Raw genomic sequence first — 24,384 nt, 5'->3', positions numbered from 1 at the left:
TTCTCCGCAGTGGCTTTTTGTTTTTGTGCGGCAATAGTTAACATGTTATCTATATGCACGCAACAAGTACCTGATCGCCAGAGCCGTAGCAGGAATAATGCCAGGACAGCACAACAGAATCAGAGCGTTGCCAATACCCGCTGCAGGCCGCTCAAGGTCGCCAGCAGGACGCCGCGCTGCTCGCGGCTCAACGGGATATAACGACGAAAGGCCGGCATGCGATTGACCACTTCGCTACCGCCCATGTGTTCCAGGCGCACGCACCACCGGCGGCCCTGCAGATCGATGCGCAGCCGCTTGAAATCCAGCGGCATGAGGGCCTGATACAACACGCGGTCCTTCTCCACGGCCGCCTGCACCCTGGCCGCCAGGTCACTGCGCCCGTCTCGCTGCCGACAACGAATGCCGCTGCGCCGGACAGCCCCGCCGTGGTGCAACTCCAGGCGCGCAGTGCCCTCTCGGGAAGCAGGCACGCGTAGCACGAATTCGGTCATCACCAGGTGCATCAACAACTGCGATTCGGTGCGCTCGACAACTTCCAACTGCAAGCTGCCGTCGTCGGTGACTGCCGTGGCGACGGTCGGGCCTGTGACCTCGAATCGCGCCAATGCGAGGTTGCGCCGCACATGTTCCAAGGTCACCCCGGGCCGATAACCGGCCGGGGCGCGCTGGGCGCTGAATACCTCAGACAGCTTTTGCAGCAGGGTCGACAAACTCGCCCACAGGTTGCCCTGGCTCATGGGAAAACTCCTTGGCCAGTACGTCTTCCACCAACGCTGGCTTGAATGGATTGACCTTCTGCACCACCAGGGTCCAGAACAAGGCGTACGCCGCGGTGCCGCCGAGCATCACCGCGAAGGGCACGTAGATGTCCGCCGGATTCATGCCGGGCGGTGTGATGAACCACATCCCCAGCAGAATGCCGACACTGGACAGGATCTGCGGCAACGGGAACCACGGTGAGCGATAGGCCCGCGGCAGATCGGGGCGACGAATCCGCAGGCTGACCACCGACACGGTCACCAGCAGGTAGGCAAAACTCCAGGCGCACACCGCCGCCAACACCAGGTGCATGATGTTGTCGGGATTGCCGCCCAGCCACCACGCATGCAGGCAAGGAATCAGCATCGCCACCAAGATGCACAGCAACGGCGTCTTGAAGCGAGGATGCAAATAAGTGAAGACCTTCGGCAATGCGCCGTCCACCGCCATGCCGTAGAGAATCCGTGGCACGCCGGCCATCAGGGTGTTGATGGTCGCCGCACCGGCGAACAGAAAGCCGATGCCCAGCCACATCGGGCCGATATCGCCCATGACCTGTTCGGCGAACCGCGGAATCGCCATGGGGGTGTCCAGCAGATGCACGCCGCTGGTGGCATCGAGCAGCACGTTTTCCACCTGGCGCTTCATCGCCGCACCGTAGATGAACATGCAGGTGGCGACGCTGAACAAGCCCAGCATCATGGCCCGGGGCATGGTCCGGGCGGAATTGCGCAGGTCCGGTGCCAGGGGCGTGACGAATTCGCAGCCGACGAACATGAACATGGCCATGCCCACCAACGACAACACCGTGACCAGATCGGTGCCCACCACGGAGGCGCCGAACCAGCCCTCCAGCTCCACCGCCGGCGCGGCGATCAGGCCCAACACGCCGAACACCATCAGGGTGGTCCACATGCCGAATGTCAGGATGATCTCCGCCCGGCCAAAGGCGCTGACGCCGAACGCATTGAGCACCCCAAACACCACCACGAAGCCCACGCCCAGCAACCAGGAACCGCCCGCCGATTCGGCCAGGGTGTTGAGGTGCTCGAAGTTCACCAGGGCCATGACCCCGGCCAGGATGGTCTCGGCGGTGCCGGCGAACACATGGACAATCAGATAGGCCGACAAGGTGCCGGTAATCGCGAAGAAACGGCCCATGCCACAGTTGATGTAGTCATAGACCGAGCCGGTGGTGGGAAGAATCGACGCGGCCTCGGCGAACGTCGTCGCCTGGGCCAGCATCATCACCACGGCGATCAGCATCGCCATGGCAAAGGCGCTGCCGCCGATGCCAAAGCCCATGGTCGCGGTGAGAATCACGGGGCTTGCCATGATCAGGCCAATGGTGCTGGCCAACGCGGTGGGAAAACCCACCGAACCCCGGTTCAAGTGCTCGGTGAGCCTGTCATTGATCGACATGGTGCAAGGTCCTCGAAAGCGGATTTTTAGTATGGATGCCACAGCCGTCCAGGACCCGGCGATCATGCCTTCCCCAACCGGTCCCTGATCGAAACGGCGTTGCGTGCAGCCTTACTCTGCGCCGCCCCGCCCCAGGCGTCTTGCCCATGTCTGCCGGTGGTTTTGTTGCTGCCTGCCAACACCGCCACGCTGGCGGCCTGGGTCAACTCCTTGGCAGGCAGGTGAAAGACTTCCCCGGGGGCCGCTCCCTTTAATGCGCGCTCTGCTGTCCTATCACACTGGGGAATCCACCATGGAGCACACACGCCGTACACCTTTGCTGCGCAACGCCATCGGTTTGGGCATCGCCCTGCTGGTCGCCGACTCATCGGCCCAGGCCTATGAGCTTTACGCCGACGAAGACACTACCGTCACCGGTAACTTCCTGGCGGTCTACGGGCTGTTCAACAGCCGCAAGAACTATGACGGCACCACCGGTGGTTCGAGCTGGCGCGAAGGTTTCATCAAGTATGGCCTGAGTATCGACCAGACACTTGGCAGCCTGGGCAGTGTCTACGGGACGGCCAATCTGGTCAGCTCCGGCACTTGGGGCGATGGCGATGCGGCCGGCCTGAGCGACGGTTCCGAACGCACCACCAAGTTCGACGAAGCCTTTGCCGGCTGGCGCTCGGGGGACTTGTTCCCGGCATTGGGCAAGGACGGTGTCGATCTGTCCTACGGCCGCCAAGTGATTACCCTCGGCGACGGTTTCATCATCAATGACGATGGCCTGAACCTGGGCAAAGGCGTGGCCGATGGCGAACTCAACCGTGGCGGCGCCTATTACCTGGCGGCCCGGCATGCCTTCGACGAAACCGCCGTCGTACGCCTGGGCGGCAAGGACGGCGTGCATGGCAGCCTGATGTGGATCAAGTCCGACAACCGCGCCCAGGCCAACACTGAAATGGCCGCCGGCACCCTGGAATACACCGCCGCACCAGGCACCCTGGGACTGACCTATATCCATGGCCTCGATGTCGACGACCGCTACGCCAGCGATTTCCAGAAGCAACGCGACGGCATGGACATCTACAGCCTGCGTGGCGCCGGCAATGCCGGCATCGAAAATGCTCATTTCTCTTTCGAGTATGCCTGGCAGGACAAGGACGCGGGCCCGGAGAAGGCCTGGTACGCCGAAGCCGGCTACACCTTCGCCGACCTGCCCTGGACGCCGGACCTGACCTATCGCTACAGCCGCTATTCCAAGGATTGGGACTCGATGTTCAACGGCCAGAACCGTGGCTACGGCACCTGGTTCCAGGGTGAAGTGGCGGGCAACTACGCCGGGCCATTCAACAGCAACACCGCCATCCAGCACGTCGGCCTCAAGCTCAAGCCGGCGGAAAACGTGACCCTTGGCGCGCTGTTCTTCGACTACCAGACCCTGCACAGCCGCCATGCGCTGAACCTCGATGCCCGGGAGCTGGACCTGTACGTGGAATGGGCGGTGAATGAACACTTGATCGTCACGCCGCTGGTGGGTTTGTACACGCCTGAGAAGGATGCGGACAACGGGGGCAATCAGGTGGGCGGCAACGGCACCAACGTCTACAGCCAGTTGGTGGTGGCGGTTCCGTTCTAGACGACCGACGGTAGGAGCTGCCGTAGGCTGCGATCTTTTGATCTTTCGCTTTCGATGCAAGTGTCTTTGGGAAGATCGCAGCCTCGTTGCACTCGTCAGCTCCTACGGGATAGCGATTGGTCTGTTATCTGTGCTGATGCAACATGGTCTGGATCTGGTGGGTTGCCTGCCGGGTGCTTTGCGCCAGCTTGCGCACCTCATCGGCCACCACCGAGAAACCGCGCCCGACATCTCCGGCCCTGGCCGCCTCGATCGCGGCGTTCAAGGCGAGCAGATTGGTCTGGTCGGCAATGCCCTTGATCACCCCCACCACCGTGGCAATCTGGGCGTAGGTCACCTGGTTCTGTTCCAGCATGCGCTGGTGGGTGGACTGGGCCGAGCGCTCATCGCTGATATCACGCACCGCACCGATGACCCGCACCAGTTGCCCATGGGGGTCACGTACTGCCCGACCGCGCTCGCGGCACCAGATGTAATCCCGGCTCTTGTGACGCATGCGGTATTCGAAGACGTATTCGCCGCTGCCCTGGGAACCGAGAATCTCGCGGTCGAAAATGGCCATGATCTTCGGCAGGTCGTCCGGGTGGGTGATGCCGACCTGGGCATCCCAGCCGTCGGGCAGGTCGCCAGGACCGTACCCCAGCAGCGCACGGAACTGACTCGAAAAACGCATGCCACTGGCCGGGTGCTGGAGATCGCCGTCGACCACGGTAATGTCCCAGCAGCCTTCCGTCAGGGTCGACTGCAGCAGTTCCCAGATCTGCGTGTCCTGCCGATGCTGATGCAACCGCTGGCAGTGTTCGTCCAGGCGAACTTCAAGCACCTGCTCCCGCTCGCGGGCTTGCTCCAGTTGCTGGCGAGCCAGGTTCAACTCATGCTCGCTTTGCTGCCAGCGCAAGGTTTGCGCTTGCACTTGTGCCTCGGCCTGGTGCAACTGCGCGGCAACGCTCGCCATTTGCCCCGCATACTGTTCAAGGACCATCCGCAGTGGCGGATACGCGTCGAGCATCGGCGTGGCCTCCGTTTCGCCGGCCAGCACACGCTGCACCTGTTCGATCAGCGCCAATTTCTGTTTGTTGGTCTGGAGAAACATCGCCCACCCCTTTGCCCATCAATTCGAAACCGAATCTGATCGCAAACCGGCCAGGCTGGCTTGTCCCTGGCTGCACAGGGCCTTGCTCCTGGCTGCCAATCGCTCGGGCTGGCAGCCACAGACATACCGCGCGGCAGGCACAGTCAAGCCGGGCGGTGGCGCCGGGATTACCCTCGGGCTTTCCCTTGTTCGCGATCAGGAAACCCTCATGAGCGATATTGCCCTGCTGCCTCAGGTCGAAGCCTTCCTCGCTAGACATCACGCCCTGTTCATCGACGGTGGCTACGTCGAAAGCCAGAGCCGCCAGACGTTGGACGTCGTCAACCCCGCCACCGGCCAAGTCATCGCCCAGGTCAGCGACGCCGCCCCCGGCGACATCGATGGGGCGGTGGAATCGTCCCGTCGCGGCTTCAAGCAGTGGTCGCAAACCGCGCCAGCGGTCCGCGGCCATGTGCTGCTCAAGTTGGCGGACCTGTTGGAGCGCAACCGTGAGGAACTGGCGCAGATCGAAACCTGCCAGTCGGGGAAGATCATCCACATCTCCCGGGCCTTCGAAGTCGACCAGGCCGCGCACTTCCTGCGTTACTACGCCGGCTGGGCGACCAAGATCGGTGGCGAGACGATCACCCCCTCGTTGCCGTCCTTCGCCGGCGAACGCTACACCGCGTTCACCTTGCGTGAACCGGTCGGGGTGGTGGTCGGTATCGTGCCGTGGAATTTTTCCACCATGATCGCCATCTGGAAACTGGCCTCGGCCCTGGTCACCGGCTGCAGCATCATTATCAAGCCCAGCGAGTTCACCCCACTGACCATCCTGCGCATCGCTGAACTGGCCATGGAAGCCGGGCTGCCGGCCGGTGCCCTGAACGTGTTGACCGGTGGCGGCCAGGTGGGCAAAGGACTGATCGAACATCCTGGGACCAATAAGGTGTCATTCACCGGTTCCGTGCCCACCGGCCTGGCGGTGGGCCAGGCGGCCATGGGCGCCGGGTTGACCCGTGCGACCTTGGAACTGGGCGGGAAGAATGCCGCGGGGTTCCTGCGTGATATCGACCCCGAGGTGGCGGTCAACGGCATCATCGAGGCGGGCTTCCTGCATTCGGGACAAATCTGCGCGGCGGCGGAACGGTTCTTTGTCCATCGCTCGCAGATCGAGTCGATCATGGACAAACTGGCCCAGCGCTTGAGTAAGCTCACCATTGGCTCGCCCCTGGACGAACGCACCGAATTCGGCCCGGTGACCAACCGCCAGCACCAGCACAAACTCGGGGATTTCTTCGCCAAGGCCCGCGCGCAGAACAACACCATCGTCCACGGCGGCAAGCTGATCGAGGGGCCGGGTTGCTACGTCGAGCCGACCATCATCCTCGCCAACCGCCGCGACGACAGCCTGCTCAACGAAGAAACCTTCGGCCCGATCGCCACGTTTTTCCCTTACGACACAGAGGAAGAACTGCTGGAACTGATGAACGACACGCCCTACGGCCTCAGCGCCAGCCTCTGGACCAATGACCTGGGCAAGGCCCTGCGCATGGTTCCCGCCATCGAAGCCGGCACCGTATGGGTAAACATGCACACCCTGCTCGACCCGGCCGTGCCCTTTGGCGGCAGCAAATCTTCCGGGATGGGCCGTGAATTTGGCAGTGCATTCATCGATGACTACACCGAACTGAAATCGGTGATGATCCGCTACTGAGCAACAAAAGGGCTCTGGAGCAACATCCCAGAGCCCAACCCACCCAAAGCCCCTTAGCGGACTGTGTACTGCTACTTACTTAAGAAAAATGATGGGCCCGTGGCGAGGGAGCTTGCTCCCGCTTGAGTGCGAAGCGCTCACAAAGGGGCCGCTGCGCAGCCCTGCGGGAGCAAGCTCCCTCGCCACAGGTTTGTCGGCGGCCTTAAACAAACAGTCCCCCTGTGGGAGCAAGCTCGGCTCCCACAGGGTAATGGGCTGCACAAATTCCGGGGTTCGCCACAAATCCCCCCTGTGGGAGCAAGCTTGCTCGCGATGGCGGAGGGTCAGTCAATGATGAGCCCTCTGCCCCAACGCCTTCGCAAGCAAGCCCACTCCCACCGTTTCACCGCCGGCAGGCGTTGACCGGCGGTACTCGGCCGCGCCAGGGTTGGGCGCGTTCCAGTTGGGCGGCCAGGGCCAGCAAGGTGTTTTCTTCACCAAAGCGCCCGGCGAAATGCGCGCCCATCGGCAAGCCATTGGCGTTCCAGGACAATGGCACCGACATCGCCGGCTGGCCGCTGGCATTGAACAGTGCAGTGAATGGCGAATAGCTGTGGTAGCGCTCGATCAGTTGGTCCAGGCTCATGCACACATCCTGCAGGTCCAGCTCGCCAATCCGCACCGGCTCGCGGGTCAGCACCGGGCTCAGGATCACGTCGTAATCCTGCATGAATACCGCCAACTGCCGACCGAGGGCATGAATCCATCCCACCGCCGCGGCATATTGGGCGCCGCTGACGTTGCCCTTGTCCCGCAAGATGATCCGGGTACGCACCTCCAGCTCTTCCGCCTGCACGGCAAACCCGCGCATCTGGCCCAACAGGTCGACATAGTGCCGAGAGCTGGCGCCAATGATGGTGAACACATAGTCGAAAAACTCCAGCAACCCCACCGGCAGGCTCACCGGTTCGACACGATGCCCCAACGCCTCGCACAACCGTGCCGCCTCGCCCACCGCCTGGAGGCTTTGCGGCGCGGTAGGCCAAGGGCCGAGCTGTTCGACCAGGGCAATGCGCAGCGGCTTGGGATCCGCCTGCACCGCCATCACATACGGCAACGCCTGGACCGGCGCGGCATAGGGCGCGCCCAGGTCCATCCCGGCGGTAGCATCCAGCAGTGCCGCACTGTCGCGTACTGACAGCGTGATCGCATGCGGCGTGCCCATCCCCGCCCAGCCCTCGCCCATTACCGGTCCCGACGGCATCAGCCCACGGCTGGGCTTGAACCCGAACACGCCACAACAGGACGCCGGCACGCGCAATGAACCGCCGCCGTCGTTGCCATGGGCGAACGGCACCACGCGGGCCGCCACCAACGCGGCGGCACCGCCGCTGGAGCCACCGGCACTGTGTGCAAGGCTCCAGGGGTTGCGGGTGGCACCGAAGCGCGCGGACTCGGTGGAATACGACGTGCCGAACTCAGGCGAGGTGCTGGTGCCCATCACCTGGCATCCGGCACGGCGCAGACGCGTCACGACTTCCGATTCGAAATCCGCCCGACAGTCGCCCAGCGCGCGCGAGCCGTTGGTCATCGCCGCGCCAAGCACCGGCGAGAACAGATCCTTGATCAAGGTCGGCACACCGGCCAGCAGGCCTTGGCCAACCTGTGGCGTGCGCGCCGCCTGCCGGGCCGAATCGTACAAGCGCTCGGCCACCGCATTGAGCTGTGGCTCGACCCGTTCCAGGCGCTCGATGGCGGTTTCCAGCAGTTCGCCGGGCTGGACTTCGCCACGCCTGACCCACTCGGCCAGCGCCGTGGCATCTTCACTGTCCATCAGTTGGTGAATGTCTTGCATACCCATGTTTCAGGTTCCTTATGTCACGACGATTGATGTGAGCCGACGGTGCTTGCTTGTCCCTGAGCCCTTCTCCGCAGGCCGACAACGACCCAGAGCAGCGCCAAGGCAAAACTGCTCAGGGCCAGCCACTGGATGGCGTGACGCAGGTCGCCGGCGAAGACAATGACCAAGGCCACCACCAGCGGACTGACGAATTGGCCGATGTACAGGCACGAGGTAAACCCGCCCATGCCCCGGCCGCGGGTGCTGGCGGTCAAGGCATTCATCACCGGCGCCATCACGTTGGGCACCAGCAACCCCGCCCCCAGGCCTTGGACGAACACCGCCACCAGCACGTCGTTGTAACTTTGCCCGCGCATCAGCAGCCACAGCCCCAGGCCCATCAGGCCGAGCAGCAGTGCGTTGCAACCGGCGATGCCGAAGCGGCGGCGCAGCAACGGCCACATCATCGAACCGCCCAAAGTCGCCAGCAGGCTCAGCCCGGCGGCCAGGCCGATCATGGTGCTAGAGGTGATGCCCAGGCTGACCAACAGCGTCGGCGCCTGGATCGGCATGACGAACGTCAGGACCATGCCGCCCAGGATCATCAGGTAGCCGGCCAGCAGTGGCAGCACGGCGACCTTGGCCGGCCCCGACTCGTCGACGCGTGGCTCGGTCAGGTGTGGCTTCGCCACCGGCGGTTCCCAGAGCACTTTCAGCATCGCCGGCACCAGCAGCAACGGCAGCAGATACAGCAGGAACGGCGCACGCCATGAATGCTCGCCGAGCACACCGCCCACCACGAAGAACAGCGCGCCCACCAGGCCGATAGTCACCACCTGGCGATTGACGTAGCGCAGCCGCTCCTCGCCCTGCCAATAGTCGGCGATCAGCGTCGCGCAGCAGGTCATCACCGCCGCCTCCGTGCAGCCGAATAACAGCCGCGCCCCCACAATCGAAGGCAGGCTATCGAGCAGTGCCGGCAACGCGCCGAGCAAGGCGTAGAGCACCGTGGCAATTACCAGCAAGGCCTTGCGTCCAACCTTGTCGGCCAACCAGCCCGCCAAAGGCGCGCACACGGCAATCGCCAGGGCCGGGCCGGTGATCGCCAACGGCACCAGCAGATCGGCCCGAGGTTCCAAGGGGCCGAATTCGGCGCCCAGCCTGGGCAGGATGGGCGTGACCATCACCGCGCCCATGATCGTCAGGCTGCTGCCCAACATCAGCACCCCGCCTTCGCGCCAACCGGCCTGGCGCGACGGGGTGGCCGCCGGTGAAACGGAATTTGATTGGTTCATGGCGAGCCTCTTTTAGAAACTGTGAGAAATACGCAGCGCCGTGGTGTAGCCCTCGGCGCGGTTTCGCGCATCGAGCTCCTTGTAGACATGCAGCCACACCGGGGGTATGCCGGGCTTGAAGTAGCTCACCGCCGGCCCGACCGCCAACACCCGGGCGCGATTGCCCGCTTCCAGGCCCGGCGCATCGTCGTCAGTGAATTGCCGGTAGTAAAAACCGCCCACGCCGACGGTCCATGGGCCGACGTGTTGGCCCACGGCGAATTCGTGACGGTACTCGACGCCATTCTTGTAGTCGGTGGCGTGGTTGCGCGTATTGATGTCGGCTTCGAAGCTCGAAGACACCTCGAAACCGCTGTCGGAGATGTACGTGGCGTTGAGGATCGGTGAGAAGGTCCAGTGGTTGAGACCCGGTGAGATCAAGCGATCCTTGTCGTAGTCGCCCGTGGGGGCCTGGATCTGGAACTGGGCGTTGACGAACAGGTTCGGCGACAAGGTCCACTGCAGGATCACCGGCAGCACCTGTATATCGGCCATGCGGAACAGATCGGCGTCCAGGTCCAGCGGCCCGACAGGGGTCTGCACCCGTACCGAGGCGTCCATCTGGAAGAACGGCACGACGGCGCCGAAGCCATACTTGGCGCCCAGCACGGTGTGATCGGTCATGTGCATGTAGGCGACGCCGAGGGACAAGATATCCAGGGACAAATTGTTGTCCACGGACTTGCCGTGACGATCCTTCTGCACGTTGGCCGAGTAGAACGCGGTGCGCAGGCCGACGGTGCCAAAGGGCGTGGCCGGCGGCATCATCCCCGCGCCGAAGTCGTAGACCCCGAACGCCGTGGTCGGCGCACCGTTTTCGGTGCCATGGGCAGCGCCACACGCACCGATCAGCCCCAAACTCAACCCAATACAGCGCCAGGCGTTTGCTTTTTTATTTTGATTCATCGAATGCCCCTCCAACCCTGTGGTGTTGGGGCCATCCTAGGGAGCCGGCCAGATCAGCCGTTATCCGTTTTCAGCACAGTTGGGTACGGCGCAGGGTTTGCGAAGGTGTCTCGCCGAACAGCACCCGATAATCGCTGGAAAACCGGCTCAAGTGCCAGAACCCCCAGCGTGCCGCCACCTCCTGCACACCTTGGGCATGGCCGCCGCTGCGCAGCTCACGGCGCACGGCATTGAGGCGCAACGCCCGCAGATAGGCCACGGGGTTGATACCCAGGGTCTCCTGGAAGCAATACTGCAGTTTGCGCCGGCTGGCACCAATGTGGTTGCACAGGTCGAGGATCGACAGCGGCTCATCGACATGGGCCAAGGCGTACTCCCGGGCGCGGTCGACCATGCGTTTGCGCGCCGTGGGGTTGAGCGGCGGCGCCTCGTCCGGCGCCACCAGTTCCAACAGGTGCAACATCACCGTGTCGCGCAGGCCACGGCGAATCGACTCGTAGCCGAGCAATGAGTCACGCCCCTGCTCGCCCCCTTCAAGCTCATCGAACAACGCCGCAAGCTCGGCGGGCAGCGTCGAGTCGCCGAGACGGTAACACTTGGGAAGATCGGTAATTCGAAAGCGACTGCCTTGGCGCTCCAGCACATGCTCCAACGCCTGCTCGTCGACGGCGACACCGAGCAGGTCCAGATGTTGGGGCGTGCGCAACTCAGGCAGGTTATGGCCACGAGCAACCAACAGGCTCGACTCGACAATCGGGTGTCCGGAGCAAAAGACCGGCCCGTCCGCACTCAGCGGCACGCTGAAAGTGATGGAGCCCTCCCAGGCCATGCCTTGCTTGGTCAGGGCCTGGTTAGAGCGGTCGCGCACCAGCTGCATCCACTCCGAGCGGAACTCGATCAATTCGCCGTCGAAGCGCCCGGGGGTCAACTGGTCATAGCAAACCTGCCAACCGCCCATGTTCCGGGCGTGCTCGTCGATGTCCGTGGTGCGAAACCGATTGATCGGCAGCATCGGAAACCCATCCGACGAGACCACGGGCTGCACCATGTTGTCATTGTTCATTGACCCGACCTTTGATGATTCCAGGGCATACGGGTCAAAGCTCAGGCAAGTTCCATTCCGCCCCGTGGGCCGGTGGTGCAATTGTGCCGAAAACGGATAAGCGGCCCGGGTTCAGCTGCCAGCGTCGGCATGGGCCTCTTCGAAGAAATAGTCCTTCCAGCTGTCGGCCTTGTTTTTCAGCACGCCCAGTTCATGCAGTTTCTCGGCATAGATGTAGGTGCGTTGCGGAACGACGGTGAAGTCGATTTCAGGGTCAGTGACGATTTTTTCCACCAGCGCCAGCGGCAACTTGGACTGCTCTACACGGATATAGGTCTGGGCCGCGGCCGGCTTGTCGGCCTTGATGATGCGTTGCGCCTCCACCAGGGCGTCGTAGAACGCCTTGTAGGTCTTGGGATTTTCGTCGTGGAATTTTTCCGTGGTGTAGAGCACGTTGAACGTCGCCGGCCCGCCCAGCACGTCATAAGAGCTGAGCACCTTGTGCACGTTGGGGCTTTGCAGTGCCTGGTACTGGAACGGTGGGCTGGAGAAGTGCGAATTGATTTCCGACTGACCGGCGATCAGCGCCGCCGTTGCATCGGGGTGCGGAAGGCTGACCGAGATATCATCGAACTTCTTGAAGTGATCGTTCCCGAACACCTTGGCGGTTTCGATCTGCAACGTGCGCGACTGGAACCCGACGCCCGCCGCCGGGACGGCGATCCGGTCCTTGTCGGTGAAGTCCTTGAGGCTCTTCACGTTCGGGTTGTTGGTCAACAGATAGTTGGGCATCGACCCCAGCGAGGCGATGGCCTTGACGTTCTGCTTGCCGCGGCTCCGATCCCAGATCGTCAGCATCGGCGGAACGCCCGCCGACACCACATCCAGGGCGCCGGTCAGCAAGGCTTCGTTCATCGCCGTCGCGCCGGAAATGCTGTTCCAGTCCACTTTGATATCCAGGCCTTGAGCCTTGCCGTGCTTCTCGATGAGCTGCTGGTCGCGGACCACATCGAGGATCAGGTAGCCGATACCGAATTGCTGGGCGATGCTGATCTTGCCTTCGGCGTGGGCCAAGGGGTTGAGCAGCGCCGTCGCCGCCAGGGAAACCAACAAGGTGAGCGCAGAACGCTTGAAAGCCATGGTCTGGTGAACCTCACAGTAAATAGACAAGACGATCACGACTTTAAAGCTATAAGAATATTAATTTAAATACCTAAATAGCATATCAATAGCACCTGAATGTTCGACATGCGGCCCCATGAATTCGCACTCACGAGCGCGATCCCTTGATAACCTTGCAGACCTCCCTGACGAACACCCGGCGCGAAGCGATCATGAACGAGATGAGCCTGGACATCGGCATCGCCGCCGAGTCCATTACCCAACCGCGCACCGTGGTATTCCTCGCTTACCCGCAGATGGGCCTGCTGGACCTGACCGGCGCCCAGACCGTGTTCTGGGCCGCCACCAAAGCCATGACCGAACGCGGCCTGCCCGGCTACGCCATGCACACCGCCAGCCTGGCAGGCGGGTTGATGCAAAGCGCCGAGGGCCTGGTCGTGGACACCCGTGCCCTGCATGAACTCGATGGGACGCTCATCGACACCCTGATCGTCCCCGGTGCACCGGACATACAGCAAGCGATGATCGACTGTGTCGACCTGGTGCAATGGCTGCACGATGCTTCGGCCCACGCCAGGCGCACCGCATCGGTGTGCAGCGGCACCTTCCTCATGGCCCAGGCCGGGTTGCTGGACGGACGCCGGGCCGCCACCCATTGGGCCATGTGCGAGATGCTCAAGAGTGGGTTCCCGTTGATCGAGGTGGACCTCGATGCGATCTTCATCCAGCAGGGCAACGTGTGGACCTCGGCCGGGGTCAGCGCCGGCATCGACATGGCCCTGGCATTGGTCGAAGCCGACTGCGGTCGCGACGTGGCCTTGCAGGTAGCCCGTGAGTTGGTGGTGTTTCTCAAGCGCCCCGGCGGGCAGGCGCAGTTCAGCCAGTTGTTGCAATCCCAGACGCAGGACAGTGCCGGGTTCGACGAGTTGCACGCCTGGATGACCGAACACCTGGACGACAATGACCTCACCGTCGAACGGTTGGCCCGCCAAGCCAGGATGAGCCCACGCAATTTTGCCCGAGTCTACAAACGCCATACCGGACGAACCCCGGCCAAAGCCGTGGAAATGTTCCGCCTTGAAGCCGCGCGTCGAATGCTCGAAGACTCCCAGCGCAACATCGACCAGATTGCCCGCGCCTGTGGCTTCGGGGACGAGGAACGAATGCGCCACACGTTCCAGCGCCACCTGTCGATTTCCCCCCGGGAGTATCGCAACCGGTTTTCCCGCTGAGCGCGAGCCCTGCGGCGTCGTCCTGTCAGGCCACTCGCCTGGATCCCTCCTGCGACTCGCCCTGCTCGGCCAGGAGCGCGCTGCAACGGGAACGCAACCAACGCTCCCCCGGGTCATTGTGCGAGGCACCGCGCCAGACCATGGAAAGCGCGTGCTGGGGCAAGCAGATCGGGGCCGCTTGCGCGCGCATGCCGGTCGTCACCGCCATGGCCTGGGCAACGTAATCCGGCACAATGGCGATCATATCGCTCTCGGCCAACAGCATGGGCAAGGCGCTGAACTGCGGCACGGTCAAGACCACCCGGCGCTGGCGGCCCATCAGGCATAACGCGCGGTCCGAATCATCGATGACATTGCCCATGGACGACACCACGGCATGGGGCCGACGGCAGAATTCGTCCAAGGTCAGTTCGCCGGGCTGCGAGTCGGCGCGCAACAGCACCGGCCGAATTGGCCGCAGTGTCTTGCGCCGGGCATTGGCCGGCAGTTCCAGGGTCGGGCTGATGCCCAGGGAAATCTCGCCGCTGGCCAACAGTTGGGATACCTGCCATTGATCGGCCCGACGCACCACCAAGGTGGTGCCAGGTGCCTCGACCCGCAGGCGGCGCAACAGCTCCGGCAGCAGCGCGTACTCGACGTCGTCGCAAAGGCCGACATGGAAGGTCGCCTCGCTGGTGGCCGGCTCGAATGCCTGGCAACGGCTCAAGGCAGCGGCGATGCCGTCCAGGGCCGGTGACAGATTGGAGAAGATTTCCCGCGCCCGGGAGGTCGGCTCCATCAACCGTCCGGAACGGATGAACAAGGGGTCATCGAACATCAACCGCAGCCGCGCCAGGGCGCTGCTGATCGTTGGCTGACCGAGAAACAGCTTTTCGCTGACGCGGGTCACGTTTCGCTCGTGCATCATGGTTTCGAAGACCACCAGCAGGTTGATGTCAGCACGACGCAGGTCATTTCTGTTCATCATAGTCGTCGCCCCAGGCACCAGGCCATTGAGTCAGGAGTGGACACGTTCATCGCCTGCGTCCTCCATCAAGGCCTACGGCGACGAGGTGTTGAAAGCGTAATCCCCGCGGCGCACCCGGTCTGTTGTACGTGGGGACACTCGCCTCACCCTTTGGGCCATGCCATCAATACTTCGGTATACACCCAGGCCCGGACAAACCCTGCCTTTGTGGCGAGGGAGCTTGCTCCCGCTGGGCTGCGCAGCGGCCCCAACACTGTCAACGCGGTGTGCCAGGTTGATCCAGTCCGTTTGGATTGGGGGTGCTTCGCACCCCAGCGGGAGCAAGCTCCCTCGCCACAGGTTTGTGTTTTGTTGGCCGATGGCGTGGATTGTTCAAATCCCATTATTTGCGCCCCCAACCTGTGGCGAACCCTGCCTTTGTGGCGAGGGAGCTTGCTCCCGCTGGGCCGCGCAGCGGCCCCCTCTTTGTCACGGCCTGGCGGAATTTCAGGGTTTTATGTCCTACCTCAAGCAAAGCGGCGCTTCGTAAGATACGAACCGATGCTCTGCCCCCGACATCCCAGAGCGAGACCACGTAATAACAGAAGGTCTGCCAGCGTGCCCCTACCCTCCGCGATGCTCAAGCATGTCTATGACAGCCTGCGATACACGCCAAGCCAGGGCGGGTCTCGGCCGTCGATGGGCATCAGCACCCACCCACTGCTCAACGCCCTGGGCTGGGCGGTGGGCCTGGTGGTGGCCTGCGGGATTGTCATCATCAATTCCGAAACCCATTCCGACCTGGCCCCGACCCTGCTGTACATCACCTTGTTGTTGATGGCGGCCAACCTGTTTTCCATCAACCTGGTGATCACCGTCGCGCTGATGTGCATGGGCTTGCTCACCGCGATGTTCTTGTACAACGGCGGCTATCATCGCTGGGAATCGACCACCGGTTTCTTCCGCTGCCTGACTGCATTGTCGGCCATCGCCTTCCTGGCGCTGCGCAGCAAGCGGGCTTGCGACAATCTACGGCACAACGAGGCCTACCTGATCGGCGCACAGCGCCTGAGCCAGACCGGCAGCGTGGGTTTTCACGGCGATCGGCAAGCGATGTCCTGGTCGGCAGAGTCGGCGCGGATCTTCGAATACCCACCCAGCAGAATCCCCACGGTGTCGATGCTGCTAGAGCGCACCCATCCCGAAGACCTGGAGCTGGCGCGCGGGGTTTTCCAACAGGCCGCCGCTGGCGAACCGCAGATCGAGGTCAAGCTACGGCTGCTGATGCCTGATGGACGCATCAAGCACATCCACATGATCGCCAGCCCGCTGCTGGTCCAGCATGGCCGTTGCCAGTACCTCGGCGCACTCATGGACATCACCGCCAGCAAACAGGCCGAAGAAGCCTTGTTCCGCACCCAGAGCCAACTGGCCCATGTCACTCGCTTGACCTCCCTGGGGGAAATGGCCGCATCCATCGCCCACGAGGTCAACCAGCCGCTGACGGCCATCACCAGCAGCGGCGAGGCCTGCCGCCGGTGGCTCGAACGTCCCGAGCCGGACCTTGGAGAAGCCTTGGATTGCCTCGATCGGATCGTCGCCAACGGCTGTCGCGCCAGCGAGGTCATCAGCGGTATCAGGGCGCTGTCGCGCAAGTGCGACCCGCTGCGCCAGCCCGAGCGACTGGACGACATCGTCCGCGAGACCCTGAACCTGGTCCAGCAGCAACTGGCGCATCATAAAGTCCGGGCGAAGGTGGACCTGGCAGCGACCGACGGCGAAGTCAGCGCAGACCGGGTGCAACTGCAGCAAGTGATCATCAACCTGATCATCAATGCCTGCCACGCCATGGACGGGGTCAAGGTCCACGAACGAACCCTGCTCATACGCACCTGGACGGAGAATGACGAAGTGCTCCTGGAGGTGACCGACCACGGAACCGGCATTGCGCCCGAGGTCTTGCCATCGTTGTTCAATGCGTTTTTCACTACCAAGGAAAACGGCCTGGGCATGGGCCTTTCCATCTGCCGGTCCATCATCGATTTCCATGACGGCAGGATCTGGGCGACCAGCGAGGCCGGCCAGGGCACCTCGTTCAGGTTCGCGTTGCCGCAACTCACTGGCAGCGCCCTGTCGGGGAGCGGGCAATGAGCGTCACACACGCCACAGACCCGGTCAGCGACAACGACCCCATCGTCTATATCGTTGACGACGACGAACCGCTGCGCCAATCCCTCGGCAGCCTGCTGCGCTCCATCGGCTTGCAGGTGCATCTGTTCGGTTCGGTCGCGCAGTTCATGAACCATCCCAGGCCCGAGCAGCCCAGTTGCCTGGTCCTGGATGTGCGGCTGCAAGGCGCCAGCGGCCTGGATTGCCAACGGGAGCTGGCCGCGACCAACGTCCAACTGCCGATCGTGTTCATGACCGGTCACGGTGACATCGCCATGACCGTGCGGGCGATGAAAGCCGGTGCCGTGGACTTCCTCGCCAAACCGTTCCGCGAACAAGACCTGATCGACGCCGTGACCGCCGCCCATCACCAGGACCGCCAGCGGCGCGAGTCCGAACGCAGCCATCAGCAAGTGCTTGACCGCCACGCCACCTTGACGTCCCGGGAACAGCAGGTCATGGCGCTGGCGGTGTCGGGCCTGATGAACAAGCAGATCGCCGGGGAACTGGGCTTGAGTGAAATTACCGTAAAAATTCACCGCGGCCAGGCCATGCGCAAGATGTGCGCGCGCTCGTTCGCCGATCTGGTGCGCATGGCCCAGGTGTTGGAACTGCGCGGCGAGCATTAGAAAGTTCATACCCACGTATACTTGGCGGAACCATCGGACGGCGTATCTTGCAGTGACACGGGCGCCTTTATGGCTACCTGATATCACCTCCAGGTATCGACATGTCCAACACGGCAATTATTTCAATCATTGATGACGATGAGTCAGTTCGAATTGCATTGGATGGCTTGTTACGCTCCCACGGTTACCAAGTTAAAACATACGCCAGCGCCTTGGATTTTCTATCGTTCGGTGAACTTGAAAGCACGGCGTGCCTGATATCGGATATTCAAATGCCTGGCATGACCGGTATTCAAATGTACGATCGATTGGCGACCCTGGGCATTCTTATCCCGATCATCTTCATCACTGGATATCCCGGCGTCCCCCCTCGTGTCAGCGTTGCCGCACCCAAGCCAGTCGCATTTTTGCCGAAACCCTTCGACTGCGCTGAGTTGATCGCCTGCATCGAATCGGTATTTGCCCGGTCTGCTTGACCACTGCGCCCCCTCATACCTTTGTATAGATCACCCCTACCCAGGCATAGCCCCGATGACCTTATGTAGAAGTGTTAAACACAGGTCCTGCCAATAAGCTTTCCCACAGCGAACCGAAACTGAATGTGCTCGATATCAATTCATTGAAGCCAGGCGTTTTTGGAGTACTTCGCGACACGGTCACGCTGAAACAGTTAAACAAATCAACGTATCGATTTTGTCTTCGGGAGCTCATCATGAAACACCATATTCTGGTTGTTGGCGCAGGTTTCGGCGGGGTCTGGAGCGCATTGAGCGCCGCCCGGCTGCTGGACCAACACGATCGCAATGACGTGCAGATCAGCGTCCTGGCCCCCCAGGCTGAACTGCGCATCCGACCTCGCTTCTACGAGCCAGACGTCCATACCATGGCCGCACCGTTGGGTGACCTGTTCGACGCGGTGGGCGTGAAATTCGTCCAAGGCTCGGCGAGCAGTATCGATGTCGACAATAAGCGGGTTGGCTACGTGGATGCGTTCGGCACCCAGGGCACCCTGGGCTACGACCGCCTGGTGCTCGCGGCGGGCAGCCAACTGGTTCGCCCTGACCTCGAAGGCATGATCGAGCATGCGTTCGACGTTGATGAAATCGAACAGGCGGCCCGTCTCGAGGCCCACCTCAAATCCCTGAAAAATCTACCAGACAGCCCGGCCCGCAACACGGTGGTGGTGGCCGGCGGCGGCTTTACCGGGATCGAAACCGCCACCGAAATGCCCGCACGCCTGCGCGCAGTCCTCGGCGAGGACACCGACATCCGCGTCATCGTGGTGGATCGCGGGCCGCAGATCGGCGCAGCGTTGGGCGACGGTATTCGTCCATCCATCGTCGAGGCGTCGGAGCACCTGGGTATCGAATGGGTCCTCAACGCCTCGGTCGAGTCGGTGGATGCCGGTGGCGTTACCCTGTCGAGCGGCCAGCGTATCGAGTCCCAGACCGTGATCTGGACCGTGGGGTTCCGCGCCAGTCCGCTGACCCAGCAGGTACCCGGCACCCGTGATCGCCAGGGTCGCCTGCACGTCGATGCCAACCTGAAAGTCTTGGGCCAGAACGACATATTTGCCAGCGGTGACGTGGCCTACGCCGCCACCGACACCCTGGGCAACTACGCGGCGATGTCCTGCCAACACGCCATCGCCCTGGGCCGCTATGCCGGCAATAACGTCGCGGCCGACTTGCTGGGCGTCGCGCCGATGGCCTACAGCCAACCCAAGTACGTGACCTGCCTGGACCTCGGTGCCTGGGGCGCGGTGTATACCGAAGGCTGGGATCGCCAACTCAAATTGGTCGGGCAAGAAGCCAAGGAGCTCAAGACCCAGATCAACACCGTGTGGATCTATCCGCCGGCGGCTGATCGCGCGACCGCCCTGGCCGCGGCCGATCCATCGATTCCGGTGGCCTGAGCCCCGTATCCGACCCCGGCCAGTCCCTCCTTTCTGCGCCGGTCTTTCCCGAACGCCTGCCAACGATGCTTGGGCAGGCGTTTTTTTTTGGCGCTCGTTCCCAAACCAGGTTGAATATCGTCACTGCCCAGCAAAATCCGTATCAATGCCCGCCCCTTACGCCTTGTGCACAAGGTAAGGTAGGCAGAAATCATTCGGATCGAGGTGTGCCGTGGCGTCCTATTCCTTGCGTCAGCTGAAGTACTTCGTCACCACCGTCGAATGTGGCAGCGTCGCTGAAGCGTCCCGCAAGCTGTACATCGCCCAACCGTCGATCGCCACCGCCATCAAGGGCTTGGAAGACAGTTTCGGCGTGCAACTGCTCATTCGTCATCACGCCCAGGGCGTATCGTTGACGCCTGGTGGCGCGCGTTTCTACCGCAAGGCCCAGGAGCTGTTGCGCATGGCCCGGGAGTTCGAGCAGAACGCGCTGGCCGACAACGACGTGATCAGCGGGCAGATCGACATCGGTTGCTTCGAAACCGTCGCCCCGCTCTACCTGCCACGGCTGATCGCCGGTTTCCGCGAGCGCTTTCCCGGGGTGGAGATTCGCGTACAGGATGGCGAGCAACAAGAGTTGGTACAGGGCCTGACGGGGGGGCGTTTCGACCTGGCGATTTTCTATGAACACGACCTCGACAGCACCATCGAGACCGAAGCGCTGACGGCACCGCAACGCCCCTATGCGCTGTTGCCGGCGGGCCATCGTTTTGCCGATCAGGCCCAGGTGTCGCTGCGCGACCTGGCCCTCGAACCGATGATCCTGCTGGACGTGCAGCCCAGTCGCACCTACTTCGTGAGCATCTTCGAAGAGCTGGGCCTGACGCCCAACATTGTGTTCAGCTCACCGTCCATCGAGATGGTGCGTGGCATGGTCGGCCAGTCCTTCGGCTTCGCCGTACTGGTGACCCGCCCGCACTCCACCAGCACCTACGACGGGCAGCACCTGGTGTGCGTCGACATCGCCGAAGACGTGACCGGTTCGGCGCTGGTGGCCGGCTGGCTCAAGCGCGCCCACCTGACCAAACCCGCCCAATTGTTTGTCGATTACTGCAAAGAACAGTTCAAGCAATGGCTGGCCTGACGCCCCGTCAAACACCAGCCCCTGTGGCGAGGGAGCTTGCTCCCGCTGGGGTGCGAAGCGCCCCCATAAACAGGTTGCCCCAATCAACCTGGCACACCGCAGTGAACGCGTTGGGGCTGCTGCGCAACCCAGCGGGAGCAAGCTCCCTCGCCACAAAAAAACGGGGCTCGCCACAGGTTGGTGGTCGCCAAGAATGGATTTGAATAATCCCCACCACCGCCCAGTCAAACACCAGACCCTGTGGCGAGGGAGCTTGCTCCCGCTGGGGTGAGAAGCGCTCCCAAAACAAGCTGACCCAATCAACCTGGCACACCGCAGTGAACGCGTTGGGGCTGCTGCGCAGCCCAGCGGGAGCAAGCTCCCTCGCCACAAAAAACCGATGATCGCCACAGGTTCGGTCTTTGCAAGTGAATGGGGCTTAATGCCCCACCCACTCTCCAGCCATACAAAAAGCGGTGTTCATCACGAGCGCGGTTCACTGTCTAGCGAGCCGCCCAGGCGTTGAACCGTTGTTCCAGTTCCTCGCCATGGTCGACCCAGAACTCCGCGTCCACGGCTTGGGCTTCAGCCAGGTTGGTCTCGGCGGTGGGCAATTGTTCCTGTACCGCCGTCGGCAACAACGCCAGTGTCTTGCGGTGCACCGGCCCATAAGGGATGTTTTCCGAAAACACCTTCTGGGTCTGCGGCTGGCTGGCAAAGGCAATGAACTGCTCGGCGAGAGCCTTGTTTGGCGTGCCCTTGACCACGGCCCAGTATTCCGGGTCGTACAGGCTCTGGGGCCAGACAATGCTCAACTTCATGCCTTCCTTCTGCGCCGACGCGATACGCCCGTTGTAGGCCGCACTCATCGCCACGTCCCCCGCCACCAGCCATTGCGCCGGTTGGGCGCCGGCCTCCCACCATTGGATGTTCGGCTTGATCTGGTCCAGTTTGGCGAAGGCCCGGGATACGCCTTGGGGAGTGTTCAACACCTTGTACAAGTCCTGCGCCTTGACCCCATCGGCCAGCAAGGCGATCTCCAGGGTGTACTTGGCCCCCTTGCGCAGGCCGCGCTTGCCCGGGTACTCGGCGACGTTCCAGAAATCCGCCCAGGACCTGGGTGCCTTGGCGAGCTTGGTCTGGTCATAGGCCAGGACCATCGACCACACGTAGGTAGCGACACCACACTCGTTGAGCGCACCCGGCACATAGTTCGCCGGGTCGCCAAGGCCTGTCAGGTCGAGCTTTTCGAACAAGCCTTCCTCACAGCCCCGCAGCAGCTCCGGGCTTTCCACTTCGACCACGTCCCAACTGGTGTGACCGGCCGCTACCATCGCCTTGATCTTCGACAGCTCACCGTTGTATTCGCCGGCCACGATGCTTCCTGCACCGCTGGCGTTGAAGGGTTGGAAGTAGGCCTTGTCCTGGGCCTGCTTGGTGGCACCGCCAAAGGAAATCACGGTCAAGCTCTGGGGCGCGGCCATGACGCTGGAACTCAACAACGCCAATGCACACGCAATATTGCAACGCAAGGATCTGGACATGGAGCGGTTCCTCGAAAATGCCGGCTCGCCCGCACGAGCCGGCGACGGGACTCAAGGGTGGCCGTAAGCGCGGGCGGTGTGGTCTACAGCAATAAGGCTCTGGTCGGCCCATTCGTTGATGGCGGCATGACGGGCCGCCGGCATTTTCCTGCAAAGGAAATCGTTCACTTTTGGCACCTCCTGCTCACGGACCATTGGGTTCACTGAGATAGCTCGCCAACCGATCCATCAAGCGATCGCAGGCCGCCATTTGTTCAACGCTCACGTACTCGTCGGGCTTGTGCCCCTGGTCCATGCTGCCGGGGCCACAGACCACCGTCGGCACGCCGGCCTGGTGAAACAGGCCGCCTTCGGTGCCAAAGGCGACGGTGCTGAAAGCGTCGCTGCCGCACAATCGCGCAACCAGTTGGGCGGCCGTGCTTTCAGGCGAAGTGGCCAGGCCCGGGTAGGCCGACAGCGGCTCGAAACGGATCGCCGTATCCCCCGCCACCGCCTGCATCGCCGGCAGCAGGGTCTGTTGCGCATAACCTTGCAACTGCTCGACCACCACGTGCGGATTGAAATCCGGCAAGGCGCGCACTTCGAAGTCGAAACGGCAATCGGCCGGGACAATGTTCAATGCCGTACCGCCCTGGATCATCCCGACCTGCACCGTGGAAAACGCCGGGTCGAAGCGCGGGTCGTGCCGTGACGGCTCGGCCAGCTCCGCGCCGATCTCGCCCAGTCGACCCATCAGGCGCGCGGCCTGCTCGATGGCGTTGACACCGTAAGGGGCATAGGCCGAATGGCAGGCCGCGCCTCGAACATGGCAACGCATCGCCAACTTGCCTTTGTGCCCCAACACCGGTTGGAGTTGGGTGGGTTCGCCGATCAGGCACAAGGCTGGTTGAGGGATGCGTTGTGGCAACACCTCCAACAGGCTGCGCACGCCCAGGCAACCGATCTCTTCGTCATAGGAAAACGCCAGGTGCACCGGCCGGCTCAGCGGGCTGGACAGAAACATCGGCACCGCCGCCAGCACCGAAGCCAGATACCCCTTCATGTCCGCCGTACCGCGCCCGAACCATTTGCCGTCTATCTCGGTCAGTCGGAACGGATCGACCGTCCAGGCCTGCCCATCCACCGGCACCACATCGGTGTGCCCGGACAACACCACGCCACCGGGCACCGACGGACCAATGCTCGCCAGCAAGTTGGCCTTGGTTCCCTCGGCGTTGTAGATCAGCTCGCTAACCACGCCCAGCCCTTGCAAGTAGTCGCGCACAAACTCGATCAAGGCCAGGTTCGAATCGCGGCTGACCGTGGCAAAGCCCACCAACCGTTCGAGCAACGCCCGGCTGCGCAGCTCACTCATCACCCGGCACTCCATAACTCGGCGCCAAGGTCGGGTTGAGCGCACGGGTCAGGTAATCCTGCAGTTGCGGCTGATAGGCGAGCCAGAGCTTTTCCAGCTCGCCTATGGGGTTTTCCTCGGCCCAGTCCACCCGCAAATCGACGATGGGCCACGTCAGGTCATCGACCACCGACAGCGCTGCCGAATGCACCGCCCCGGCCTCCCCGCCCGCCGCCTGCCCGGCCTGCAACGCGCTCATCAAGCGTGATGCAAGGCAGCCACCGCCCTGCTCGAAGGCGGTGACCATGGCCTCGATCACCGCAGCGTTGGCCAATAGATTGCCGGCGGCCACGCATTGCTCACCGGCCACGGCGTTGTGAGTGCCCAAGGTATGTTCGCCGCTGAACATCGCCGTGCGGCCCTCGGCATCGATTACCGCCACCTGGCGGTATTGGCTGTAGCCGTTGCGCCCCAGGGTCCGCTCCAGCGCCGCTTGCGCCACCTGGCCGCCGGCCAGTTCATCGAGCACCTGCGGCCCCAGGGCCGGCAGGGTAATGTTCTGGCTCGACACCGCGCCGACACCCGCCCGCAACCAGGGGCACCGGGCGCCGACGGCAATGCTCGAGGAACTGATGGCGATGCCCAACTGGCCGGTTTCGGCACAGCGTCCAACGATGGAAAAGGTCATGCTCCGCTC

19 protein-coding genes and 2 pseudogenes are annotated in these 24,384 nt (G+C 62.7%); 8 read left to right on the top strand and 13 right to left on the bottom strand.

All coding sequences use genetic code 11. The annotated features are described in order from the left end of the window. Window positions 1-119: 119 nt before the first annotated feature. Complete coding sequence (locus tag ACIPQ1_RS11610) at window positions 120-740, bottom strand: DUF3156 family protein (protein WP_446534120.1); 621 nt, start codon at window positions 738-740, stop codon at window positions 120-122. Beyond that, window positions 685-2,184, bottom strand: a complete 1,500-nt coding sequence (locus tag ACIPQ1_RS11605) for an APC family permease (protein ID WP_250964138.1) — start codon at window positions 2,182-2,184, stop codon at window positions 685-687. Before ACIPQ1_RS11605 ends, ACIPQ1_RS11610 begins: the two co-directional genes overlap by 56 nt. 292 nt (window positions 2,185-2,476) lie before the next feature. On the opposite strand from ACIPQ1_RS11605, the gene ACIPQ1_RS11600 reads away from it, so the two are divergent. Then, the gene (locus ACIPQ1_RS11600; protein WP_411384560.1) at window positions 2,477-3,805 is read left to right on the top strand and encodes an alginate export family protein; all 1,329 of its coding nucleotides are present in this window, start codon (window positions 2,477-2,479) and stop codon (window positions 3,803-3,805) included. Window positions 3,806-3,938: 133 nt separating this feature from the next. Here ACIPQ1_RS11600 and ACIPQ1_RS11595 read toward each other — a convergent pair. Beyond that, window positions 3,939-4,130, bottom strand: a pseudogene (locus ACIPQ1_RS11595) (methyl-accepting chemotaxis protein); the annotation flags it as partial. 105 nt (window positions 4,131-4,235) lie between these two features. After that, window positions 4,236-4,478, bottom strand: a pseudogene (locus ACIPQ1_RS11590) (PAS domain-containing protein); the annotation flags it as partial. 628 nt (window positions 4,479-5,106) lie between these two features. Between ACIPQ1_RS11590 and ACIPQ1_RS11585 the strand changes: the two are divergent. Continuing rightward, complete coding sequence (locus ACIPQ1_RS11585; RefSeq protein ID WP_411384559.1) at window positions 5,107-6,594, top strand: aldehyde dehydrogenase family protein; 1,488 nt, start codon at window positions 5,107-5,109, stop codon at window positions 6,592-6,594. Window positions 6,595-6,976: 382 nt separating this feature from the next. On the opposite strand, the gene ACIPQ1_RS11580 is transcribed toward ACIPQ1_RS11585, so the two are convergent. The 5 genes from ACIPQ1_RS11580 to ACIPQ1_RS11560 all read right to left on the bottom strand — a co-directional run bounded on the left by ACIPQ1_RS11580 (window position 6,977) and on the right by ACIPQ1_RS11560 (window position 12,835). Further along, window positions 6,977-8,434, bottom strand: a complete 1,458-nt coding sequence (locus ACIPQ1_RS11580; protein WP_411384558.1) for an amidase — start codon at window positions 8,432-8,434, stop codon at window positions 6,977-6,979. A 17-nt stretch (window positions 8,435-8,451) separates the two neighbouring features. Then, window positions 8,452-9,708, bottom strand: coding sequence for an MFS transporter (locus ACIPQ1_RS11575; protein ID WP_411384557.1), 1,257 nt, complete (start codon window positions 9,706-9,708; stop codon window positions 8,452-8,454). A 12-nt stretch (window positions 9,709-9,720) separates the two neighbouring features. Next, window positions 9,721-10,653 carry a SphA family protein gene (locus ACIPQ1_RS11570; RefSeq protein ID WP_411384556.1) on the bottom strand — a complete coding sequence of 311 codons (933 nt, stop codon included), beginning with the start codon at window positions 10,651-10,653 and terminating at the stop codon, window positions 9,721-9,723. 70 nt (window positions 10,654-10,723) lie between these two features. After that, window positions 10,724-11,716 (bottom strand): helix-turn-helix domain-containing protein, encoded by a 993-nt coding sequence (locus ACIPQ1_RS11565; RefSeq protein ID WP_411384555.1) that lies wholly within the window; start codon window positions 11,714-11,716, stop codon window positions 10,724-10,726. 111 nt (window positions 11,717-11,827) lie between these two features. Continuing rightward, window positions 11,828-12,835, bottom strand: a complete 1,008-nt coding sequence (locus tag ACIPQ1_RS11560; protein ID WP_411384554.1) for an ABC transporter substrate-binding protein — start codon at window positions 12,833-12,835, stop codon at window positions 11,828-11,830. Window positions 12,836-13,038: 203 nt separating this feature from the next. On the opposite strand from ACIPQ1_RS11560, the gene ACIPQ1_RS11555 reads away from it, so the two are divergent. After that, window positions 13,039-14,049, top strand: coding sequence for a GlxA family transcriptional regulator (locus ACIPQ1_RS11555; protein ID WP_411387506.1), 1,011 nt, complete (start codon window positions 13,039-13,041; stop codon window positions 14,047-14,049). A gap of 25 nt (window positions 14,050-14,074) precedes the next feature. Here the strand turns inward: ACIPQ1_RS11555 and ACIPQ1_RS11550 are convergent, their stop codons facing one another. Continuing rightward, a complete protein-coding gene (locus ACIPQ1_RS11550) occupies window positions 14,075-15,016 on the bottom strand; it encodes a LysR family transcriptional regulator (protein ID WP_411384553.1) in 942 nt (313 codons plus the stop codon). A 678-nt stretch (window positions 15,017-15,694) separates the two neighbouring features. Here ACIPQ1_RS11550 and ACIPQ1_RS11545 point away from each other — a divergent pair. The 5 genes from ACIPQ1_RS11545 (at window position 15,695) to ACIPQ1_RS11525 (ending at window position 20,831) form a co-directional block, all read left to right on the top strand. Then, window positions 15,695-17,146: a sensor histidine kinase gene (locus ACIPQ1_RS11545; RefSeq protein WP_411387505.1), complete on the top strand. Its 1,452-nt coding sequence runs from the start codon at window positions 15,695-15,697 to the stop codon at window positions 17,144-17,146. Next, a complete protein-coding gene (locus ACIPQ1_RS11540; RefSeq protein ID WP_411384552.1) occupies window positions 17,143-17,793 on the top strand; it encodes a response regulator transcription factor in 651 nt (216 codons plus the stop codon). The genes ACIPQ1_RS11545 and ACIPQ1_RS11540 overlap by 4 nt, the downstream gene beginning before the upstream one ends. Before the next feature lie 101 nt (window positions 17,794-17,894). Further along, a complete protein-coding gene (locus ACIPQ1_RS11535) occupies window positions 17,895-18,269 on the top strand; it encodes a response regulator transcription factor (RefSeq protein ID WP_411384551.1) in 375 nt (124 codons plus the stop codon). A gap of 236 nt (window positions 18,270-18,505) precedes the next feature. Then, entirely contained in the window at window positions 18,506-19,708 is a 1,203-nt protein-coding gene (locus ACIPQ1_RS11530; RefSeq protein WP_411384550.1) for an NAD(P)/FAD-dependent oxidoreductase, read from the top strand. A 211-nt stretch (window positions 19,709-19,919) separates the two neighbouring features. Further along, complete coding sequence (locus ACIPQ1_RS11525; RefSeq protein ID WP_411384549.1) at window positions 19,920-20,831, top strand: LysR substrate-binding domain-containing protein; 912 nt, start codon at window positions 19,920-19,922, stop codon at window positions 20,829-20,831. 482 nt (window positions 20,832-21,313) lie between these two features. On the opposite strand, the gene ACIPQ1_RS11520 is transcribed toward ACIPQ1_RS11525, so the two are convergent. The 3 genes from ACIPQ1_RS11520 to ACIPQ1_RS11510 all read right to left on the bottom strand — a co-directional run bounded on the left by ACIPQ1_RS11520 (window position 21,314) and on the right by ACIPQ1_RS11510 (window position 24,375). Then, window positions 21,314-22,294 (bottom strand): ABC transporter substrate-binding protein, encoded by a 981-nt coding sequence (locus tag ACIPQ1_RS11520; protein WP_411387504.1) that lies wholly within the window; start codon window positions 22,292-22,294, stop codon window positions 21,314-21,316. Window positions 22,295-22,538: 244 nt separating this feature from the next. Then, the gene (argE, locus tag ACIPQ1_RS11515; RefSeq protein ID WP_411384548.1) at window positions 22,539-23,708 is read right to left on the bottom strand and encodes an acetylornithine deacetylase; all 1,170 of its coding nucleotides are present in this window, start codon (window positions 23,706-23,708) and stop codon (window positions 22,539-22,541) included. Continuing rightward, window positions 23,701-24,375 carry a DUF1028 domain-containing protein gene (locus ACIPQ1_RS11510; protein ID WP_250964155.1) on the bottom strand — a complete coding sequence of 225 codons (675 nt, stop codon included), beginning with the start codon at window positions 24,373-24,375 and terminating at the stop codon, window positions 23,701-23,703. Before ACIPQ1_RS11510 ends, argE begins: the two co-directional genes overlap by 8 nt. Between the last annotated feature and the right edge of the window lie 9 nt (window positions 24,376-24,384).

Source organism: Pseudomonas sp. LARHCG127, from assembly GCF_052871455.1.
This window is presented reverse-complemented; position numbering and strand designations above follow the sequence as displayed.